This window comes from Luteimonas sp. TWI662, from assembly GCF_039673825.1.
Classification (GTDB): domain Bacteria; phylum Pseudomonadota; class Gammaproteobacteria; order Xanthomonadales; family Xanthomonadaceae; genus Luteimonas.
Map to the genome: position 1 here is coordinate 51,681 of NZ_JBDJMI010000005.1, position 20,977 is coordinate 72,657.

A 20,977-nucleotide genomic window follows, 5' to 3' on the forward strand; every position below is an offset into this window, starting at 1 on the left:
CAAGTGAAAATTCGGTGGGAAGCCGATTCAGCGCCAGAGCCCTATTCACGTTGCGTCGAGCGAACCGGCGCAACTTCAAACGCCTGTCAATCATCTGTTTTCCGGCTTCGGCGCAGATCGGGGAATTTGTGCGGGATGCGATTGATATCCGTCGCATACACATAGCACCCCTTCATCCCCCGGCTCATCAGCGTCTTATAGGTGTTACGAATGATCCGATCCACCCGCTCCCGGGTGGCCTCGGGGTCCTGCTTCATCAGCGTCTTGTAACCGCGAATCGAGCGGTCCATGCGTGAGCGGTGTTCGGGGGCTGTGACCAACTGGCCGTCGCGTGATTGCAGGTCCGGGCCGATGATCACGCCGACGTAGTCCAGCTCCAGGCCCTGACAGGTGTGGATGCAACCGACCTGTTCGACGGAACCATCGGCGACGATCCAGAGGCTTTCGTCCTTCGTCAGGTTCCATTGCGCGCGGTAGTCGAACGCCGGGATCACGATGTCGTCGGCGTTCGGGTTCTTCTTGCTGTTCCAATCCCAGCAGTAGCCCGCCACGACGCGCGACTTGTTGTTGACCTTGTTTTTCTCTCGGATCAGGTCGTGCAGCTCGACCGGTGAATCAACGATGCGGAAGTCGAAGGCATCGCGGTCGAAGTCCGGGTTGGCGGTCTCGCGCAGGCCCAGCCAGTCGTCGAGCCAGGCGATGTAGCCGTCCGAGCCGCTGCAGCGGAACTGCGAGGCCAGTTCCAGCATCGTGACCTGGGCGCCGGCGGCGTTGGCCCACTGGACGAGTTCGCTCGTGTGTCCGATATCGGCCAGGGTCACGATCTGGTCGTCGTCGACGAAGAAGATCGTGCACTTGGCGCTGCGGATCAGTTCCATCACCTGGTTCTGGCCGAGGTTGCCGTACAGGCCGCTCTTGGCGTTGAGGCGGTGGGCTTCGTCCACGACCAGCGTGTCGAAGACATGGGGCTCGGCGGTGTGGAACCGCCCGGAGCCCGAGAACAGCGCGCTGATCTCGGCTTTGCGCAGGTGACCGGCCAGCTTCTGCGCATAGACCGCGCGAGGGGCCGCGTTCTTGGAGACGTATTGGGTCAGCAGGCCGCGCTTGGTCAGTTCGACCAAGAGGTTCACCGCCACCACGGATTTACCGGTGCCCGGGCCCCCTTTGACAATGACCACTTGCTTGCGCTCGGGGCTGGCCTCCACAGACCGCGCCAGGCAGGTCTCGTAGACCACCTTCTGGTCGTCGATCAGCACGAATTCGCGGTTGCCCTTGAGCATCTTGACGACGCTGTCGGCCAGCATCTTGGACGGTCGGATGCGGCCGTTCTCGATCTGGTAGAGCAGGGCGCCGCCGTCGCCCTTGCGCACGTGCTGGCGGATGAACGCGCGCAGGCGCTCCAGTTCATCGTCGCCCCGCAGGAACAGCGGCGCCTTGTCGAGGTAGGGAGCGTAATGCGGGTGGCGGATGACGCCGTCATCGCGGTAGTTGTGCAGGTAGGCGCATGGCCGCAGTTCGGTGCCGCTGTCGTAGACGGCCGCGTTGAAGCCGTCGAGCAGGGCAGCGTAGGACCACGCCTGATAGCTGGGGTGTGGGCCTTCGGTCTCGCTGCGGCCGCCACGGTTGGCGACGATGAGGCCGTCCTTCTCGCTCAGTCGCGCGCTCGACCACTGTTTGAGCTCCACGATCACCACATGCGGTGTGCCGTTCTCGGCATGACCGGAGAGGATGAAATCGATGCGCTTGCCGCTTTGCGGAATGCCGAACTCGACGCCGACGCCGGTGTCGTCGGGAATCTGGCGGTCGCGCAGCACGCGTGCCATTTCGCGCAATGACCCGTGCCAGGCGCGGGACTCGCTCTCACTGGCGTAGCGCCCGGTCTTGCGCACGTACGCATCGCGGATCAGGTCCTCGATGTCGCGGTTGTCGCTGTCGTCGAGGAACTGCTGTTTGGTGGACTGGTAAACGATCACGCGGCCGGCTCCCCCCGGTAGGCCTGTGGCTAGAGCTCGGTGTACTTGGCGCTGCTGCCCTTGGCGCGCTCGACGGGATAACGCTCGGCATTGCGGGCGAGCTTGTCGCGTGCGGCGGTCAGGGGGTCGATGCCCAGTTTGTCGGCCAGTTGCAGCAGATAGAGCAGCACATCGGCGATCTCGTCGGCCACCTGCGCCGTGCGCTCGGCATCGAGCTGGCGGCTCTGCGCATCAGTGAGCCACTGGAAGTGCTCCAGCACTTCAGCGGCCTCGATCGATAGCGAGGCCGCGAGGTTCTTGGGGCTATGGAACTGCTCCCAGTCGCGCGCCTGCGCGAAGGCACGCAATGCGGCCTGGAGGGCCTTGATGTCCTGGCTCAAGCAGTGAGGTCCGTTCCCTGTTGGCTGGCAGTATAGCGATGAGATGGCCGTCACATACCACGGTTTAGATCCCGTTCGCCCATCTCTTCAAAATTGTAGTAATGTTGCTACACCCGGTTTGGAGCGCCCGTTATGACCACCTTAACTAGCCGCGAACTCAACCAAGATGTTGGCCGTGCCAAGCGCGAGGCTAACCACGGCCCAGTGTTCATCACCGATCGTGGAAAGCCTGCGCACGTGTTGCTGTCCATTGAAGACTATCGGCGATTGACTGGGCGCCGCCGAAGCTTAGCCGAGGCGTTGGCAATGCCGGGGGCGGCTGATATTGAATTTGATCCGCCGCGCCCGCGCGACGTACCGCGCCTTCATGAGTTCGATCTGTGAATCGCCGATATGTACTTGTTGGATACCAATGTCATATCCGAGCTACGTAAGGCGGCTGAAGGGAGAGCTGATCCGCGGGTTGCCGCATGGCAGGCCAACGTTGATGAGTTTGCATGCTTCCTCTCAGTTATCACGCTGCAAGAGTTAGAATTCGGCGTTCTGCGCCTTGAGCGGCGAGATGCTCCACAGGGCGAGACATTGCGAGGCTGGTTGAATCAACGTGTAGTTCCAGCATTCGCGGGCCGTATCCTGCCGATCGACGACGCCGTCGCATTGCGATGTGCGCAGCTTCATGTGCCGGATCCGAGGCCCGCGCATGACGCTTTGATTGCTGCAACCGCGCTGACACATGGCCTCAGAGTGGTGACGCGTAATGCCGCCGATTTTGCGCCGATGGGCGTCGACTTGCTTGATCCGTGGCAGTACAGAAGCGAGTAACTAGCTTGCGATTTAGGGCTTGACATCCCGTTCTTTCAGTAGCACGCTCGTCCATGGAGCCTCGAAACTCCGCACACAGCGGTACCCACCTCCGAAAAACCGGTGGGTTTTTTGTGCCTGAGATGTTCGCAGGTGCAACCGGCGCGATTGTCTGCGTCGGGAGGGCGGTGAATACAACACCCGAAAGGGGAATAAGCCCGCCGGCTGTGTGCGGTTTCGAGCCTCCCGACTTCCCGTCCACCGTGCGCGGTGGCGGGTACTTCCCATGGAATGGAGGCAAACGCGATGTCCAAGCATGACCATGATGATCAGCATCAGCCTGGCTACTTCGTACCGGAAGACAGCCGCACGCGGCTGCGGCAGCTGATCGAGCATATGCAGTTCTTGTCGGAACTGGCGCAGCCGCGCTCGCTGGCGGATGAGGAGCAAGGCATCCCGCAGGTGCGTGGCGGCGATGTGGCCACCTGCCTGACGCTGTTGGCCGAGCAGGCCGATCAGTTGCTCGAAGCGATGACGTGGCGCTCGTCGCGGGCGGCGCGGCAGGATGCGTACACGCCGCCGGAGGACGTGGAAGCTACCGAGGCTACGAGTGCCGATGATGCGCCGCACGAAGCCACGATGGGCGCGTACGCGAAGGCACGCGCAGCGGAGGCGTTTGATGTGCCGGACGACTTCGTGTTCGGGGTGACCATCGATCAGGCCGATGCGCTGGACCGTCTGGTGCAGACGCTGATGGCGCATGGCGATGTGCTGGCGTCCGGTCATGAAGGCGATCTGGCTGACGCCACGATCTCGACGCTGGGGCTGGCGATCTCGGAAGGTGCCGACACGGTGCGCGAGATTCTGGAGCAAGTGCAGGAGCAGCAGTTGCACGCGCCGTCGCGGCCGGCCACGGGTGTGCGTGAGCCGCGACCTGCCTATGGGGCCGCGCTGCACTGATCGGGTGAGGTGTGGGGCCGGGCGTGCGGCAACGTTGCACGTCCGGCTCCGATTATCTAAACTTCAGATTGATGGTGCAGGGAACCTCGGCTGGATGGGTGCCGCGGATGGCACGCGGCGGAGGGTTCCACGCCATGCACGTACTGACTTCTCTGGACTCACTGCACAGGAAGCTCAACGCCATGACAGCGCAAAGGATGAGGGCCGGCGTCACGCTGGACCAAGTGGATCGCCTCGACCACCTACTGCAATCGATCACCGCCCTGGGTGATGTGCTCGCGATGGGGGATGTGCCCGTGCTGCACAAGGAAACCGTGCCCACGATCGGGCACGCGGTCTTCCGGGCCGGGTGCGAGGCACGGGAGATTCTGGACACGTTCGACGTGCCTCGGCCCGACGCGGACGCGTCAGATGCAACGGTGGAGGAGAGCGACGACCCGATGGACGCCGCCGCTGCGGCGCGTGCCGCAAAGGAAGAGGATGTGCGACGCCGCCTCGACGAAGCGCGCACGCCAGAGGAACTTAACGCGGTGCTGGCAGACAGCTACTTCGACAAGATCCGCCAGGTGCTGGCCGATGGGCCTGGGGGTGATATCGAGGACGAGGATGAGGATGAGTAGTTCGGTGGGGCTGGCCCGTGTCTTTCGATCGTGACGCGCGCGTGGTCCTGCCCATCACACCGAAACGCGTACGCATCGAGGCAAACCCCGACACCGCAGACCGGACATTTCCGATAGCGCGTGTCGGGCATGCCTTCGATGATTGAGCTCGACGCCTTCTTCGACGCAGTCACGCATAAGGCGTCGTCCCCCACACACGGAGGTGAGTGATGACCGGATCATCGAACGACACGCCCGAAGGCTTGGGCTACTACCTGTCGGTGGATGCGCAGTTCCGCCTGGAGCGGCTGCGCGTGTTCATGCGCTTTATCGCGCGGTTGGCGGAGCCGCGCACCAGTGACGACGACCCGCCGCAACTGGACTGGCAGGAACTGCAGTTCTGCATGGAGCAGTTGGCCGAGCAGATCGACAGCGTGATGGAGGTGCTCGACTGGCCGGCGCGGCGGAATGCGGCTGACCACGTTGACGGGGATGCAACGTCCGCGTCGTTCGACGAGGACGTGCACGACGCGGTACCTGCCGAACGTGCGGCCAAGACGGCACGGCCCGGCGACCAGGCGTCGCGCGCGTCGACCGGCCAGGCTGAGGACGCACCTGCGGCGACCTCGTTCGGCCAGTGCACGGACGGCGAGCCGTTTGTCTTCGGCCTCACGACGGACCAGGCCGATGCATTGGGGCGGCTGTTGCAGACGATTGCCGCCCATGGCGACGTCATCGCCTCCGATCACGCGGACGACCTCGCCGACGACACCTTGTCGACGTTGGGTCTGGCGATCTCCGAGGGCGCGGATGACGCCCGTGTGCTGTTGGATCAGATCGAGGCGCAGCGCCTCGGCGTCGCCTCGCGGCCGATCCACGGCGTCGAAGAACCCCGGCCTCGCTATGGCGCTGGCGTGGTGCAGCTCGCACATCGCCGCACCCATCTGCGCACGGCCGCACCGGCGTATCAGGTGCATTGATCGGAGTGGCGCTGCCGGACGCGGCACGGCGTCCGGCAGTGCCAGTTCCTCTTAGGGCCGTGCAGGGCAGGCCGGCGGCGATCGCCAGCAGCACCAGCGCGAGCGCGCCGACGAGGTTGGCCAGCCAGACCACGCTCCAGGCACGCAGCAGACGCGTCGAACCGAGGCGGCGCTGGGCGAGCGGCAAGGTCATCAGCGTGTTGCCGGTGAACAGTTCGGCGCCGGCCAGCAGCACCAGGATCAGGCCGAGTGCGAAGCCGGTGCCGATCGCGAGTTGCGTGGGGCCGTAGGGCAGGTCCTCGGTGCCGGCGCCGAGCAACGCGGCCATCAGGCTGCCGAAGCCGATGTAGACGCCGGCCAGGATGCCCAGGCCGATCATCGCGCCGAGCGGCCGATGGGCCTTGTCGACGCAGGTCTCGGACAGGGTCTTGGCGATGGCCTCGGGCGGTGGCATCGCAAGGGCAGGCGTCGTCATCGGCGCGGTCCGTGCGGAGGGACAGATGTAGCGGATGCGCGGTGAATGCAGCGGCCAGAGCTTTTTTCGCGAACGGCGGCCCCCATCCCAACCTTCCCCCGCGCGCGGGGGAAGGAGACCCGGTTCCTCGCCGTCTGGTGCTCCCGTGGCAATCTTCCCGCGCGCGCGCGGGAAGGAGACGGGCGGTCGCTCGCGTGGTCGCCTCCACCGCGAGCGGAGAAAGGAAACACGCGATGATCTTGATCGTGACCTTCCCCGCGTGCGCGGGAGATCGGTGCCGTGGGCACCGGCACGACACGCACGAGACGAGATTGTCGCCTTGTGCGTGTCGATGCAGAGCGCCGGATCTGCCAGAGAATGACGTCAGGCGACGTCCGGCAACCCCGGCAGCAGTTTGTCGAGTGTGATCGGGTAGTCGCGCACGCGCACGCCGGTGGCGTTGTGGATGGCGTTCGCGATCGCGGCGCTGACGCCGCACAGGCCCAGTTCGCCGACGCCCTTGGCCTTCATCGGTGAGCTGTCCGCGTCGGCTTCGTCCAGGAACACGACCTCCTGCTCGGGTACGTCGGCATGCACGGGCACCTCGTAGCCGGCGAGGTCGTGATTGACGAAGAAGCCCAGGCGCTCGTCGACGGCCAATTCTTCAGACAAGGCGGCGCCGATGCCCATCGTCATCGCGCCGATGACCTGGCTGCGCGCCTGCTTCGGGTTGAGGATGCGGCCGGCCGCGCAGACGGCAAGCATGCGGCGCACGCGGGTTTCGCCGGTCAAGGCGTCGACGCCGACTTCGCAGAAATGTGCGGCGAACGTCGACAGCTGTTTGCGCTTGTCGAGGTCGCCGAATTCGATCGCGTCTTCGACGACGATCTGGCCGTCGCCGGCCACCTCGGCGAGCTTGACCGCACGTTCGCCGCCGCGCACTTCGCCGTCGACGAACTCCACCGTTGCAGGGTCGAGATCGAGCCGGGTCGCGATCACTTCGCGCAGTTTCATGCAGGCGGCATAGACGCCGGCGGTCGCGCTGTTGGCGCCCCACTGGCCGCCGGAGCCTGCGGACGCCGGGAAATCGGAATCACCGAGCTTGACCTCGATCTGGTCGATCGACAGGCCGAGCGTCTCGGCCGCGGTCTGCGCGATGATCGTGTAGCTGCCGGTGCCGATGTCGGTCATGTCGGTTTCGACCGTGACGCGGCCGTCGGGGTGCAGCCGCGCACGGGCGCCGGACTTGGTGACCGGTGCGTTGCGGAAGCCGACGGCCATGCCGAGGCCGACAAGCCAGCGGCCATCGCGGACGCTGCCATGCGCGGCACGGCGATGCCAGCCGAAGCGCTCGGCGCCCTGGCGCAGGCATTCGACGAGCTGGCGCTGCGAGAACGGCCGCTCGGGTTTCTCGGGATCGACCTGGGTGTCGTTGCGGATGCGGAACTCCACCGGGTCCATGCCGAGCTTGTCGGCCATTTCGTCCATGGCGATTTCCAGCGCCATCAGCCCGGGCGTCTCGCCCGGCGCACGCATTGCGTTGCCCTCCGGCAGGTCGAGCGTGGCCAGCCGCATCTTGGTCATGCGGTGTTCGCCGGCGTAAAGCAGCCGGGTCTGCTGCACCGCGACTTCCGGCCCGCCGCCAGGCAAGTCGCCCGACCAGCTTTCGTGCCCGATGGCGGTGATCCGCCCATCGCGACCGGCGCCGATGCGGATGCGTTGCTCGGTGGCGGGGCGGTGGGTGGTGTTGTTGGCGATCAGCGGTCGATGCAGGGCGACCTTGACCGGACGCTTGGCGGCGCGTGCGCCGAGTGCGGCGAGGATGGCGTCGGCGCGCACGAACAGCTTGCCGCCGAAGCCGCCGCCGATGTACGGCGAGACCAGGCGCACTTTCTCCGGCGCAAGCCCCAGCGTGCGGGCGACGTCGCCGCGGCTCCAGGCGATCATCTGGTTGGAGGTCCAGATCGTTACATGGTCGCCGTCCCAGGCGGCGAGCGAGGCCATCGGCTCCATCATCGCGTGCGACTGGTCGGGCGTGGTGTAGGTCGCATCGAGCGTGACTTCGGCCGATGCGAACGCGCTGTCGAAATCGCCGACCGCGGTATCGGCCGGCGTGTCGCCGTCCGGCTTGATGGCGCGGTCCTTTTCGGCATGCAGCGAGAAGCGGCCGGGCTCGCGCGCATAGGTCACGCGGACCAGGGCGGCCGCCGCGCGCGCCTGCTCGAAGGTCTCGGCGACGACCAGCGCGATGGCCTGGTGGTAGTGCTCGATCGCCGGGCCGCCGAGCAAGGTCGCGGTGTTCATCCTGCCTTTGCCGAGCTCGCCGGCGTTGCGCGCGGTGACGACTGCCAGCACGCCCGGCGCGCGTTCTGCCGCCGAGGTGTCGAGTGCGGCGATGCGGCCCTTGGCGATGTCCGCGCCGACGACGTGGCCATAAGCGGCGCGCTCGGTGACGTCGTGCCATTCGTAGGCATACGGGGCGGTGCCGGTGACCTTGTGCGGGCCGTCGATGCGGTCGAGCGGCTGGCCGACCACGCGCAGGCGGTCGATCGGGTTGCGGCCGGCAGGGGTGTCGAATTTCATGCGCGGGTCTCCTGTGCCTCGACGAGCACGGCCGCGATCGTGCGCTGGGCGAGCGTGAGCTTGAAGCGGTTGTCGTCGGTGGGCGTAGCGCCGTCGAACAGGCGCGCCGCGACGGCGGTTGCGCCGTTGGGCAGTTCGGCATCGGCGGCCTCGCTGCGCCAAGGCGTGTGCGCGACGCCGCCCACGGCGATGCGGCCGCGGCCATCGTCGTGCACGATCGCCGCGACCGACACCAGCGCAAAGGCGTACGAGGCCCGGTCGCGGATCTTGCGATAGAGCTGGCGACCGCCCACCGGTGGCGGCAGCGCGACTGCCGTGATCAGTTCGCCGGGGGCGAGCACGGTCTCGCGCTGCGGCGTGTCGCCCGGCGCGAGATACAGATCGGCGAGCGCGATGTGACGTTCGCTTCCGTCGGGCTGGACGGTCTCCACGACCGCATCGAGTGCGCGCATCGCGACCGCCATGTCGCTGGGATGGGTGGCGATGCAGGTGCGACTGCCGCCGATGACCGCGAGCTGCCGGCTGTAGCCGTCCAGCGCGCCGCAGCCGCTGCCGGGCAGGCGCTTGTTGCAGGGCTGCGCGGTGTCGTAGAAGTAGGGGCAGCGCGTGCGTTGCAGCAGGTTGCCGGCAGTGGTCGCGCGGTTGCGCAACTGGCCGGAGGCGCCGGCGAGCAGGGCGCGCGACAGCACCGGATAGTCGCGGCGCACGCGAGCATCGGCGGCAAGATCGGTGTTGCGCACCAGGGCGCCGATGCGCAGGCCGCCATCGGGCGTCGCGTCGATGGTATCCAGCGCCAGGCCGTTGACGTCGATGAGCTCGGCAGGCGTCTCGATCTCGAGCTTCATCAGGTCGAGCAGATTGGTGCCGCCGGCGATGAACTTCGCGCTGGGGGCGCGGGCGACGGCTGCGGCGGCTTCGGCCGGGGACGTGGCACGCGTGTAGTCGAAGGCCTTCATGCGTCAGCCTCCGTCGCGCGGCGGCTACCGGCCACGTCCTCGATCGCGTCGAGGATGTTGGCGTAGGCGCCGCAGCGGCAGAGGTTGCCGCTCATGCGCTCTCGGATCTCGTCGGGGCTGAGCGTAGGACGCGCGGTGAGGTCGCCGGTGACATGGCTCGGAATGCCGGCGCGCACTTCGTCGAGCACCGCCACCGCCGAGCAGATCTGCCCGGGCGTGCAGTAGCCGCACTGATAGCCGTCGTGCTTGACGAATGCGGCCTGCATCGGATGCAGGCGCTCTGGCGTGCCGAGGCCTTCGATCGTGGTGACCTTGGCGCCGGTGTTCATCACCGCCAGCGTCAGGCAGGTATTGATGCGGCGGCCGTCGACGATCGCGGTACACGCACCGCACTGGCCGTGGTCGCAGCCCTTCTTGGTGCCGGTGAGCTGCAGGTGTTCGCGCAGCAGGTCCAGCAGCGTGGTGCGGGTGTCCACCTCGCGCTCAATGCGGCGGCCGTTGACCTCGAGCGTGACGCGCTGCATGACGGGTGGGCGGGGCGGCGCAGCAGTCACGGATGCGGTGGCGGCCTGGGCGATGCCGGGCGCAGCGACAGCGCCGGCCGAGGCCGCGCCTGCCTTGAGCAGTTCGCGGCGGGAGAGCGGGGACATGGCGGAATCCTTCTGGCTGGCGACCGGGGGCACGGGCTGGCGGGGATCGGGATGGGGCGGAATGCGTGCGCGGGGCGAGCGCACGCGAGCGGGATGCCAGCGAGCGTGCCGGTCGTGGCGTGTCGAGGGGATCAAGAACACGGCGGAATTTTGATCGGCGTGAGCGGTACGCCTATTCATTCGCCGCAAGCGGATGCGATGTGCGGCCTTGCGGCGTGCTGGCGGTGGGGTCCCACCTGTCGCGACCGCCACCGATCTCAGCTGCACAGGGACCTGCATGCGCGCGGGCGTTCATTCGGAGAATGGGGCCGCGCTCGACCGTCACATGCGCTGCGCGTGCCTACGCGTGCACGCCGCGCCACAGCTGCAGTTGCGTGGCGATGCTCAACGCAATCGCGGCCGCGCCGCGGCCGCAACCGGGAACCCCGACCGGCGATTGCAGGCGCTCGGCGAGCGGGTCGCGATCTTCAGCGCGCAGCAACTTGAACAGGTCGCGCCGCCGACGCTCAGGGCCGAGCAGGCCGATGAAGGGAATGCGCGAATCTGCCAGTGCCTCGAGCGCGTTGCGATCGGCCTCGAAGCTATGGTGCATGACCAGCGCGACGTCGGCATCGGCATGCGCGGCGATCGCGGCGGTGGGGGCTGCCTCGATCACGTCGATATCCGGCGCAACACGGGCGCGCCAGGCATCGCGCGCATCGGCGACGACGACACGCCACCCCAGTGTGCGCAGCATCGGCGCCAGCACTGGCGTTTCCGGCCCGGTGCCGAGCACGAGCACGGCGGGCGCGCGTCGCACGACGACCGGCCAGCGGTCCACGGCGGAGGGCGGCACCGGTTCGCTGGGCAGGCGCCAATGCCATCGGCGTGCGCCGATGCGGCAGTCGATGTCGCCATCGCGACCGAACACGATCGTCAGGTCCTGGTGGTCGGCAAGCCAGGCCTGCAAGGCGGTGTCGATGCCCCGTAGCGCGGCGAGCGGCAACAACGCGATCAGTTGGCGCCCCCGACAGCCGACGGCCGAGCCGAGGAACAGGGCGCCATCGTCGGTCGTGTCGATCTCGAGCCAGCCCACCTGTTGGGTGGCTGCGGCGTCCATCGCCAACCGCGCGATCTCCGGTTCCAGGCAGCCGCCGCTGATCCAGCCATGCGGCCTGGCTTCGCCGAACAGCGCGAGCGTGCCGGGCGCGGCATAGGTCGAGCCCTCGGTCTCGACGACGACCGCCAGCACCGGGCGCTGACCTGCCGTCAGCGCATCGCGCGCGGCCTGCAGCACCGTGCCCGGGTCGCCGTCCGCGAAGCGGGATCGCGGCATCTGCGCACGCGGCAGCAATGCCGGCGCGGTCGGCATCGGCGGCGTGCGAAGTAGGGGGGCGACTGCGACCATCGGGATCGGGAAGGCCGGCAGCGGAGCGATGCCGGACGCAAGCGAGGGAGGTGCCAGCCTCTATCAGTGGGTGTGAAGGTGGGTTGTAGGGTGCGCGGGCGTCAGGTTTAAGGTCCAGGCGAAAGCGGCCCCCATCCCAACCTTCCCCCGTAAACGGGGGAAGGGGCACAGGCGTTGCCTATCCCGCTCGCGGGGGAAGTCGCCGCGCGCAGCGTGACGGGTGGGGGCAGCTCTTCGCCTGTCAGCCGCGGTGCGCGCGGTCGGCGCCGACCGCGGCGGCGCCGCGCAGCAGCATGCGGATCATCTTCGCGAGGTCGTCGACCAGGGCCTCGTCGCGCTCGGGCGGCGAGTCGAGTGCAGTGCCGCCCAGCGCGAACACCAGGCGGGTGATCGCGCGGGCCACCAGCGCGGGTTCGTGGAAGGCCGCGCCCTGGGCGGCGGCGATGCGCACCAGATCGGCGCGCAGTTCGTCCTCGAAGAAATGCAGTTGCCGGTCCACCGCGCGCTTGAATGCGTCCGAGCCCACGGTGCCTTCGCGCAGCAACACATGCAGCAGTTTGTCGTCGGCGCGCAGGCGTTCCATGAACGCCTCCAGCGACCCGCGCACGATGCTGCGGCCCGAGACCGCGCGCTTGCGGGCGTCGCCGACGATGCGGCGCAGCGATTCGCCGGCCTGGTCGATCAGCGCGACGGCCAGCTCGTCCATATCGTGGAACTGGCGGTAGAAGCTGTTGGGGGCGATGCCGGCTTCGCGCGCGACCTCGCGCAGGCTCAGCGTCGAGACACTGCGGTGCGGACCGATCAGGCGCAACGTCGCGGCAATCAGGTCGTCGCGCACGATGGTCGGCTTACGGCCGGGTTGACCGTCCTGAGCGGCGGGATCGCCGGCGGGCGCGGGGGCGGTGACGGTCAAAGGGAAAGCCAGATGGAGCGGGCGACCAGCATAACAGCGCCTCCGGACTCCCCGCCTGACCGCGGTCTGTGGGCGGCTGAACAATTAATGCACAACTGTATACACGCCTGTGCGGATGCCTGTACAGTCGCGCCATGTCCGCCGTCTCCCCGCTTGCTTCCCGCCCGCGCAGCCCGCTTCGTCGGCTTGCCGCGCCTTTCGTCGCGCCTCCGGTGTTCGACTTCTGGGCCCGCCGGCTGCATCCCACGTGGACCTGGGAGCGGCCGCTTGCACGGGTCGTCGGCCGAGTACCGGCCGCCGAAGGCGCGGTCACGCTGACCTTGCAGCCCAATCGTCACTGGACGGGGGCGCAACCGGGCCAGCACGTCAATCTCGGTGTCGAGATCGACGGCGTGCGCGTCACGCGCAGCTACAGCCTCGATGCGCCGGTCGGCGCCGATGGACGGCTGACAATCACGGTCAAGCAGGTCGAGGGCGGCCGCGTCAGTGGGCACCTGCTCGAGCACGCACGGCGCGGCGACGTGTTCGACATCGGTCCGGGCTTCGGCGATCTGGTCCTGCCGGAGGCGCCGCAGGGCGCCTGGCTGCTGTTGGCCGCTGGCAGCGGGATCACGCCGATGATGGCGCTGATCCGGCAACTGGCCGCGCAGGACATGCCGGTGCCGGTGACGCTGCTGTACTGGGTGCGCCGTCGTGCGCAGGCCTGTTTCGTCGAGGAACTCAGAACCCTGGCCGCACGCCATGCCGGCTTCGACATGCAGTTCGTGCTGACGGGCGAGGTGCCCGCGACCGGCGACGAAGCCGGCGGCCGTATCGATGTCGCGCTGCTGGAGACGCGGGTCCCCGATCTTGCGCAGCGCCAGGTGTATGCGTGCGGGCCCGGCGGCTTCGTCGCCACCGCGCAAACCTTGCTCGACGGGCGCGTGCCGCTGTTGCGCAGCGAGGCGTTCACGCCGCCGCCGAGTCCGCCGGTCGACGACAGCGGCACGGTGTCGGTGCATCTGGCGCGCAGCGGACGCGCGCTGACATTGCCGCGTGGCACCAACCTGCTCGCAGCGCTCGAAGCCGAGGGGCTCAAGCCCCGTTCGGGCTGCCGCATGGGCATCTGCAACACCTGCGCCTGCGGCAAGTCCGCCGGCGCCGCGCGCGACCTGCGTACCGGCCACGTCCACGGCGAGCCCTCGGCTGCGCTGAAGCTGTGCGTCAGCAGTGCGGTCACCGATCTCGTTCTCGATCTTTAGAAATTGCGGAGCTCCCTGATGTCCAAGACCACCGCCCGCCGCCTGGGCGCGCAGGAACTCGAAGCCTTCGGCGCCGAACTCGACGCGCTGCACACGCGCACGATGGCGCAGGTGGGCAAGGTCGATGCCGACTACATCCGTCGGATCGTCGCGGCGGTGCGCTGGACGGGCCTGGCCGGTCGCGCGCTGCTGATGCTCGGCGCAGTCGTCGGCGCCTTTGTCCCGTGGGTGCTGTGGGCGGCGTGGCCGGTGGGCGTGCTGCTGCTGGCGCTGGCCAAGATCCTGGAGAACATGGAGGTCGGGCACAACGTGATGCACGGCCAGTACGACTTCATGGGCGATCCGCAACTCGAGGGCCGGCGCTACGAGTGGGACATCGTCGCGACCGGCGACAACTGGCGGCATTCGCACAACTACCGCCACCACACGTATACGAATGTGCGCGGCATGGACGATGACATCGGCTACGGCCTGCTGCGGATCTTCCCCGAGCAGCGCTGGAAGCCGTTCTATCTGTTGCAGCCGCTGATCGCGCCGGTGTTCGCGCTGTACTTCCAGTGGGGCGTGGCGATCCAGGAACTGAAGGTCGGCCGCTGGTTCGCCGGCAAGATGCCCAAGGGCAAGCTCGCGCGCGATTTCGCGCCGGTCGGGCGCAAGATGGGCCGACAGCTGCTCAAGGACTACGTGGTGTTCCCGGCACTGGCCGGGCCGTTCTTCCTGCCGGTGCTGCTGGGCAACCTGGTCGCCAATGGCCTGCGTAACATCTGGACGTTCGTGGTGATCTTCTGCGGGCACTTCACCGCCGATGCGGAGGTGTTCCCGAAGGACTGCCTGCGCCAGGAGACCCGCGGCCATTGGTACCTGCGTCAGCTGCGCGGTTCGTCGAACATCGGCGGCGGCCGGCTGATGCATCTGCTGACCGGCAATCTGAGCCACCAGATCGAGCATCACTTCTATCCCGACGTGCCGGCGCATCGCTACGGCGCGATGGCGGTCGAGGTGCGCGAGATCTGCGCGCGTTACGGCCAGCCCTACAACACCGGTTCGCTGCTGCGGCAGTTCGGCCAGGTGACCTGGCGGATCGTGCGGCATGCGTTCCCAAGCCGGCCGCGCCGCGCCGCCGCGCCGCTGGTCGGCGCGCCGCAGCAGGCCTGACAGGCCGGCACGCGCCGCGCGGTCAAAGACTCGCGCGCAGGTCGGTCAGGGTCGCCATCAGCAGCATCGGATCGAGCGGCGAAGACTCGAATCCCACCTGCCGGTAGAAGCGGGCGGCGTCTTGCGACAGCGCGTGCACCAGTAGGCCGCGGATGCCGATGGTGTCGGCCGCCTGCAGGACGCGCAGCGCGGCATCGCGGACGAGCGCGCGTCCGATGCCGCGCCCCTGCAGCGATCGATCCACGGCCAAGCGGCCGAGGACGACGACGGGGATCGGCTCGGGCATGTTGCGTCGGAAGCGGCCCGGCGCCGAGGCGACGGCGACTGCGCTCGAGGCCAGTGCGTAGTACGCCATGACGCGTTCATCGGCGCATGCGACGAAGGTTCGCGACGCGCCGCTGGTCTGGTTGGCGAGCGCGCGCCGTCGCAACCACCGGTCCAGCCCGTCTTCGCCCGAGTCGAACGCGTCGACATCGTGCAGGGCGGTCAACGGTTCAGGAGCAGAGAGCGTCATCGCGTCTGCGTGGCGGTGTCCCAGGGGGCCGGGGTCTGCATGGTCGTACGCAACTGGACGTTCGGCTCGGGCGGCTGGTCCAGCCGCGTGAGGAAGGCAGCGTAGGCCTTGCTGTCGACATGGAAGGTCGCCTGGTCGAGCAGTGCTTCCTCGGCAGCGGCGCGGGCGGCTGCCAGCACGAACTCGGTGCGGTTTTTGCCGAGGGTCTTGGCGGCGCGATCGATCAGCGCCCGGTCCTCTACCCGGATCCGAAGATTCAAGGTCTCGCGCTTGATGGGGGGGCGGCTGGTGGTGGGCATGACGACGGGCCTAGCGTGGGCTGATGGAATCATCGCACAGGTGTAATGACGATGTCGTTACGCCGGGCCGGGGCGGCGCGCCGGCCGACGCGGCCGATACGGTGGCGGGTCGATAATGCCGGCCGCTTCCGCTTTTCAGGCCGCCCATGCCCAATCCGCCGTCGTCGACGCCTTCCGGTCCTGCGCAATGCGTGCGTGTGAGTGGCGCGCGCGAACATAACCTCAAGGACGTCGATGTCGACATCCCGCGCGATGCACTGGTGGTGTTCACCGGCGTGTCGGGCTCGGGCAAGTCGTCGCTGGCCTTCGGCACGCTGTTTGCCGAGGCGCAGCGCCGCTATCTCGATTCGATCTCGCCCTACGCGCGTCGGTTGATCGACCAGGCGGGCGTGCCGCAGGTCGATGCGATCGAGGGCCTGCCACCGGCAGTGGCGCTGCAGCAGGCGCGCGGCACGCCGACGGCGCGCTCGTCGGTGGGCAGCCTGACGACGATCTCCAATTCGCTGCGCATGCTGTATTCGCGCGCCGGCGACTACCCGCCGGGGCAGGCGATCATCTACGCCGACGGGTTCTCGCCCAACACCCCGGCCGGCGCCTGCCCGACCTGTCACGGGCTGGGCCGGATCTACGACGCGACCGAGGCGTCGATGGTCCCCGATCGCAGCCTGACGATCCGCGAGCGCGCGGTCGCGGCTTGGCCGGGCGCCTGGCACGGCCAGAACCAGCGCGACATCCTGACCACGCTCGGTATCGACGTCGACGTGCCGTGGGCGAAGCTGCCCAAGAAGACCCGCGACTGGATTCTGTTCACCGACGAGCAGCCGGTGGTGCCGGTCTACGCCGGCTTCAGCCTCGACGAGGTGCAGCGTGCGCTGAAAAAGAAAATGGAGCCCAGCTACATGGGCACCTTCACCAGTGCGCGGCGCCACGTGCTGCACACCTTCGCCCATACCCAGAGCCCGCAGCAGAAGAAGCGCGCGGCGCAATACCTGATCGGCGCCGACTGCCCGGATTGCGACGGCAAGCGCCTGCGGCGCGAGGCGCTGTCGGTGACGTTCGCCGGGCTCGACATCGCCGCGTTCTCGCAGCGCCCGCTCGACGAACTCGCCGGCCTGCTGGCCCCGGCCGCGGCCGGCAAGACGCATGCCCGCGCGCACCCCGAGCAGGCGTTGGCCGCGCAGCGGATCGCGCAGGACCTGCTGGCGCGCATCGCGGTGCTGCAGGACCTGGGGCTGGGCTATCTGACGCTGGCGCGCAGCACGCCGACGCTGTCGCCGGGCGAGCTGCAGCGGCTGCGCCTGGGTACCCAGATCCGCTCGCAACTGTTCGGCGTGGTCTACGTGATGGACGAGCCCTCGGCCGGCCTGCATCCGGCCGATGCGCAGGCGCTGCTGCGCGCCCTCGACCAGCTCAAGCGCGCCGGCAATTCGCTGTTCGTGGTCGAGCACGAGATCGATGTGATCCGGCATGCGGACTGGATCGTCGATGTCGGGCCAGCCGCGGGCGAGCAGGGCGGCCGGGTGCTCTACAGCGGGCCGCCGGCGGGCTTGGCGCAGGTCGAGGCCTCGGCGACGCGGCGCTATCTGTTCGCCGGGCACGCGCCCGAGGCCAGCCGCCTGCGCGCGCCGACCGGCTGGTTGCAACTGCGTGGCATCGTGCGCAACAACGTGTGTGGGCTCGATGTCGACCTGCCGCTGGGCGTGTTCGCGACCGTCACCGGCGTCAGCGGGTCGGGCAAGTCGTCATTGGTGAGCCAGGCGCTGGTGGAATTGCTGGGCGCGCACCTGGGCCAGGCCGGGGAGGCCGACGAGGCGCCGCTCGACCCGCTCGAGCGCGGCGTCGAGACGCCGGTCGAGGGGCGGATCGTCGGCGGGCTCGACGCCGTGCGCCGGCTGGTGCGCGTGGACCAGAAGCCGATCGGGCGCACGCCGCGCTCGAACCTGGCGACCTATACCGGCCTGTTCGACCACGTGCGCAAGCGCTTCGCCGATACGCCGGCCGCGCGCCGCCGCCGGTTCGATGCCGGGCATTTCTCGTTCAACGTCGCCAAGGGGCGCTGCGCGACCTGCGAGGGCGAAGGCTTCGTCAGCGTGGAACTGCTGTTCATGCCCAGCGTCTATGCGCCGTGCCCGACCTGCCACGGCAGCCGTTTCGACGCGAAGACGCTGACGATCACGCTGCGGGGCAAGACCATCGCCGACGTGCTCGGCATGACCGTCGCCGAGGCGGCGGCGTTCTTCGAGGACGACACCGCGATCGCGCGACCGTTGCAGGTGCTGCTCGAGGTCGGCCTGGGGTACCTGCGACTGGGACAGCCGGCGACCGAGCTGTCGGGCGGCGAAGCCCAGCGCATCAAGCTGGCCAGCGAACTGCAGCGGGCGCAGCGGCGCGGCACGGTCTACGTGCTCGACGAGCCGACGACCGGTCTGCATCCGAGCGATGTCGACACCTTGATGACGCAGTTGCACGGGCTGGTGGACGCGGGCAATACCGTGATCGTCGTCGAGCACGACATGCGCGTGGCCGCGGCCAGCGACTGGGTCGTCGATATGGGGCCGGGCGCGGGCGCGGCCGGCGGCCATGTGGTCGTGGCCGGAACGCCGGCGGCCGTCGCCAAGCACCGCACCAGTCGGACCGCGCCGTTCCTGCGCGAGGCGATGGCCTGATTCCGTCGCGCGCGCGGTGGCCGCGGTGGCCGCGGTGGCGGCGTGCCCCACGGCGGTTGCCGTGATCCCGGTGCCTGTGGCATACGACTCGGTCGGCCGATCGGGCCGCAGCGGCGATGGGGACGATGGCACGAGCGGACGGGCGGGGCATGAGGCGGCTGGCGACGTGGGCGATGGCACTGCTGGCGCTTCCTGCCGCCGCGCTGGCGGCAGGCCCCAGCGCCGACGACTACGCGCGCTCGCTGGCGCTGCGCGCGCAGTGGAGTGAGTTGACGCGCAATGTGACCTGGCCGGCGCGCTGGACCGACGACGGGCGCTTTCACTATCGCGCGACCGTCGAGGGCGGGTTCGCATTCCTGCGTTACGACCTGGCCGGTGGCGGGTCGCGCCGCGCGTTCGACCATGGCGCGATCGCGGCCGCATTGGGCCGCGCCGACGGCACGCGCCACGATCCGCTGCACCTGCCGTTCGATGCGTTCGACTACGAGGCCGGCGGTCGTGCGATCGTGTTCCAGGTCGGCGACGTGCGCTGGGGCTGCACGCTGCATCCCGCGCATTGCGCGCCGAAGCCGGCGCGCCCGGGCCGTCCGCGCGCATTCGGCGTGGTGCGCGACCTCACGGTGGCCGCCGACACGACGCCGCGGCCATCGCCCGACGGGCGCTACGAGGCCCAGGTCGAAGGCGACAACGTCGTTGTGCGCCGGGTCGCCGATGGCCAGGTGGTGCTGCGTGGCAGCGGCGGGAGTGCAGCGGCGTTCGACGATCCGCAGACGCTGGCCTGGTCGCCCGATTCGCGCTGGCTGGCGGGCTATCGCGTCGTGCCGGGCGATCGCCGCGAGGTCGTGCGGGTGGAGACCGCGCCGCGCGACCAGCGCCAGCCGCGGGTGCACACCCAGCTCTATCCCAAGCCCGGCGACCGGGTCGACATCGAGCGGCCGGTGCTGTTCGATCTCGCGCAGGGCCGGCAACTGGAGATCGAGGCGTCGATGTTCGCCGATCCCTACCGGCTCTCGCCGATCCAGTGGCGTCGCGACAGCGGCAGCTTCGCGTTCGAGGTCGTGCATCGCGGCCACCAGCGCGTGGACGTGATCGCAGTCGACGTGCCGGCCGGCGATGGCGCGGCGATCGCGCGGATCGCGATCGCCGAGCCCAGCGCGACCTTCGTCGACACCTGGCGGGGGTTCCGCCACGAGGTCGGCGGGCTCGGTGATGAGATCGTCTGGGTGTCGGAACGCGACGGCTGGCGTCACCTGTACCTGTTCGACGGCCGCAGTGGCGCGATCCGCCGCCAGCTCACCCGCGGCGACTGGGTCGTGCGCGAGGTACTGCGGGTCGACGAGACCACGCGCCAGGTCTGGTTCACCGCCAGCGGGATGGATGCGGGGCGCGATCCGTATTTCCGGCAGCTGTTTCGCGTCGGCCTCGACGGCGGCGATCCGGTGCGCTTGACTGAGGTGGATGCCGACCACGACATCGCACTCTCGCCCGATGGCGCGTACTACGTCGACGCGTACTCGCGCGTCGATCTGCCGCCGGTGATGGAACTGCGCCACGCCGACGGCCGTCTGGTCGCGGAGATCGCGCGCGGCGACGTCTCCGCGCTGCGTGCGGCCGGCTGGCGACCACCCGAGCCGTTCGTCGCCAAGGGGCGCGACGGCGTCACCGACATCTGGGGATTGGTGGTGCGCCCGCGCGATTACGATCCGGCGCGGCGCTACCCGGTGATCGAGAACATCTACGCCGGCCCGCACGATGCGTTCGTGCCCAAGACGTTCTGGCCGTTCGGCTACCACAGCGGCGGCGACAAGCCGATCGGCATGCAGGCGCTGGCGGACCTGGGCTTCATCGTCGTGCAGATCGACGGCATGGGCACGGCGCATCGGGGCAAGGCCTTCCACGACGTGGCGTGGCGCAACCTGGGCGACTCGGGCTTCCCGGATCGCATTGCCTGGCACCGTGCGCTGGCCGCGGTCGATCCGGCCTACGACATCTCGCGCGTGGGCATCTACGGCGCCTCGGCCGGCGGCCAGAGCACGCTCGGTGCGCTGCTGTTCCATCCGGCGTTCTACAAGGTCGGCGTGGCCTGGAACGGCTGCTACGACAACCGCATGGACAAGATCAGCTGGAACGAGCAGTGGATGGGCCTGCCCGAGGGCGAAGGCGACCACTACGCGCGAGCGTCGGGCGTGGGCAATGCGCACCGCCTGCAGGGCGAGCTGCTGCTGATCCTCGGCGAGCAGGACGATAACGTCGACCCGGCCTCGACGATGCAGGTCGCCGATGCGCTGATCCGCGCCGGCAAGGATTTCGAACTGCTCGCCATCCCCGGCGGCGGCCATGCCGTCGGCCGGTCCAATGGGCCGATCGACTACGCCCACCGTCGCCAGGCCGATTTCTTCGTCCGCCATCTGCTCGGCGCCGCGCCGCCGCGCTGGAACCGTGCCGCGGCCGCCGCCCCATGAAACC

18 protein-coding genes are annotated in these 20,977 nt (G+C 68.7%); 9 read left to right on the forward strand and 9 right to left on the reverse strand.

Translation table 11 applies throughout. The annotated features are described in order from the left end of the window. Positions 1-86: 86 nt before the first annotated feature. Positions 87-1,823 (reverse strand): DUF2075 domain-containing protein, encoded by a 1,737-nt coding sequence (locus tag ABE488_RS05615; RefSeq protein WP_346447512.1) that lies wholly within the window; start codon positions 1,821-1,823, stop codon positions 87-89. 179 nt (positions 1,824-2,002) lie between these two features. Then, complete coding sequence (locus ABE488_RS05620) at positions 2,003-2,353, reverse strand: nucleotide pyrophosphohydrolase (RefSeq protein WP_346447432.1); 351 nt, start codon at positions 2,351-2,353, stop codon at positions 2,003-2,005. 132 nt (positions 2,354-2,485) lie between these two features. Here ABE488_RS05620 and ABE488_RS05625 point away from each other — a divergent pair, with 132 nt between their 5' ends. The 5 genes from ABE488_RS05625 to ABE488_RS05645 all read left to right on the forward strand — a co-directional run bounded on the left by ABE488_RS05625 (position 2,486) and on the right by ABE488_RS05645 (position 5,693). Beyond that, a complete protein-coding gene (locus ABE488_RS05625; protein WP_346447433.1) occupies positions 2,486-2,737 on the forward strand; it encodes a type II toxin-antitoxin system Phd/YefM family antitoxin in 252 nt (83 codons plus the stop codon). Positions 2,738-2,746: 9 nt separating this feature from the next. After that, positions 2,747-3,175, forward strand: a complete 429-nt coding sequence (locus ABE488_RS05630; protein ID WP_346447434.1) for a type II toxin-antitoxin system VapC family toxin — start codon at positions 2,747-2,749, stop codon at positions 3,173-3,175. 285 nt (positions 3,176-3,460) lie between these two features. Continuing rightward, positions 3,461-4,114 (forward strand): hypothetical protein, encoded by a 654-nt coding sequence (locus ABE488_RS05635; RefSeq protein ID WP_346447435.1) that lies wholly within the window; start codon positions 3,461-3,463, stop codon positions 4,112-4,114. A gap of 134 nt (positions 4,115-4,248) precedes the next feature. Then, entirely contained in the window at positions 4,249-4,734 is a 486-nt protein-coding gene (locus ABE488_RS05640) for a hypothetical protein (protein ID WP_346447436.1), read from the forward strand. A 242-nt stretch (positions 4,735-4,976) separates the two neighbouring features. Beyond that, positions 4,977-5,693, forward strand: a complete 717-nt coding sequence (locus ABE488_RS05645; RefSeq protein ID WP_346447437.1) for a hypothetical protein — start codon at positions 4,977-4,979, stop codon at positions 5,691-5,693. 838 nt (positions 5,694-6,531) lie between these two features. On the opposite strand, the gene paoC is transcribed toward ABE488_RS05645, so the two are convergent. The 5 genes from paoC to fabR all read right to left on the reverse strand — a co-directional run bounded on the left by paoC (position 6,532) and on the right by fabR (position 12,636). After that, positions 6,532-8,730 (reverse strand): aldehyde oxidoreductase molybdenum-binding subunit PaoC, encoded by a 2,199-nt coding sequence (paoC, locus tag ABE488_RS05650; RefSeq protein WP_346447438.1) that lies wholly within the window; start codon positions 8,728-8,730, stop codon positions 6,532-6,534. Next, the gene (locus ABE488_RS05655) at positions 8,727-9,686 is read right to left on the reverse strand and encodes a xanthine dehydrogenase family protein subunit M (RefSeq protein WP_346447439.1); all 960 of its coding nucleotides are present in this window, start codon (positions 9,684-9,686) and stop codon (positions 8,727-8,729) included. Before ABE488_RS05655 ends, paoC begins: the two co-directional genes overlap by 4 nt. Next, entirely contained in the window at positions 9,683-10,336 is a 654-nt protein-coding gene (gene paoA, locus ABE488_RS05660; RefSeq protein ID WP_346442127.1) for an aldehyde dehydrogenase iron-sulfur subunit PaoA, read from the reverse strand. The genes ABE488_RS05655 and paoA overlap by 4 nt, the downstream gene beginning before the upstream one ends. Before the next feature lie 340 nt (positions 10,337-10,676). After that, on the reverse strand, positions 10,677-11,687 hold the full coding sequence (locus ABE488_RS05665; protein WP_346447440.1) for an XdhC family protein: 1,011 nt from the start codon (positions 11,685-11,687) through the stop codon (positions 10,677-10,679). Positions 11,688-11,964: 277 nt separating this feature from the next. After that, entirely contained in the window at positions 11,965-12,636 is a 672-nt protein-coding gene (gene fabR / locus ABE488_RS05670) for an HTH-type transcriptional repressor FabR (protein ID WP_346442125.1), read from the reverse strand. A 134-nt stretch (positions 12,637-12,770) separates the two neighbouring features. Between fabR and ABE488_RS05675 the strand changes: the two genes are divergently transcribed. Together ABE488_RS05675 and ABE488_RS05680 are read left to right on the forward strand one after the other, a co-directional pair. Beyond that, positions 12,771-13,877 carry a ferredoxin reductase gene (locus ABE488_RS05675; RefSeq protein WP_346447441.1) on the forward strand — a complete coding sequence of 369 codons (1,107 nt, stop codon included), beginning with the start codon at positions 12,771-12,773 and terminating at the stop codon, positions 13,875-13,877. Positions 13,878-13,895: 18 nt separating this feature from the next. Beyond that, a complete protein-coding gene (locus tag ABE488_RS05680; RefSeq protein WP_346447442.1) occupies positions 13,896-15,032 on the forward strand; it encodes an acyl-CoA desaturase in 1,137 nt (378 codons plus the stop codon). Between the two features lie 22 nt (positions 15,033-15,054). Here the strand turns inward: ABE488_RS05680 and ABE488_RS05685 are convergent, their stop codons facing one another. Both ABE488_RS05685 and ABE488_RS05690 read right to left on the reverse strand, forming a co-directional pair. After that, on the reverse strand, positions 15,055-15,546 hold the full coding sequence (locus ABE488_RS05685) for a GNAT family N-acetyltransferase (RefSeq protein ID WP_346447443.1): 492 nt from the start codon (positions 15,544-15,546) through the stop codon (positions 15,055-15,057). Next, positions 15,543-15,845 carry a DUF1778 domain-containing protein gene (locus ABE488_RS05690; RefSeq protein ID WP_346447444.1) on the reverse strand — a complete coding sequence of 101 codons (303 nt, stop codon included), beginning with the start codon at positions 15,843-15,845 and terminating at the stop codon, positions 15,543-15,545. Before ABE488_RS05690 ends, ABE488_RS05685 begins: the two co-directional genes overlap by 4 nt. 146 nt (positions 15,846-15,991) lie before the next feature. Between ABE488_RS05690 and ABE488_RS05695 the strand changes: the two genes are divergently transcribed. Both ABE488_RS05695 and ABE488_RS05700 read left to right on the forward strand, forming a co-directional pair. Next, positions 15,992-18,511 carry an excinuclease ABC subunit UvrA gene (locus ABE488_RS05695; protein WP_346447445.1) on the forward strand — a complete coding sequence of 840 codons (2,520 nt, stop codon included), beginning with the start codon at positions 15,992-15,994 and terminating at the stop codon, positions 18,509-18,511. Positions 18,512-18,627: 116 nt separating this feature from the next. Continuing rightward, positions 18,628-20,973, forward strand: a complete 2,346-nt coding sequence (locus ABE488_RS05700; RefSeq protein ID WP_346447446.1) for a DPP IV N-terminal domain-containing protein — start codon at positions 18,628-18,630, stop codon at positions 20,971-20,973. Positions 20,974-20,977 lie beyond the last annotated feature (4 nt).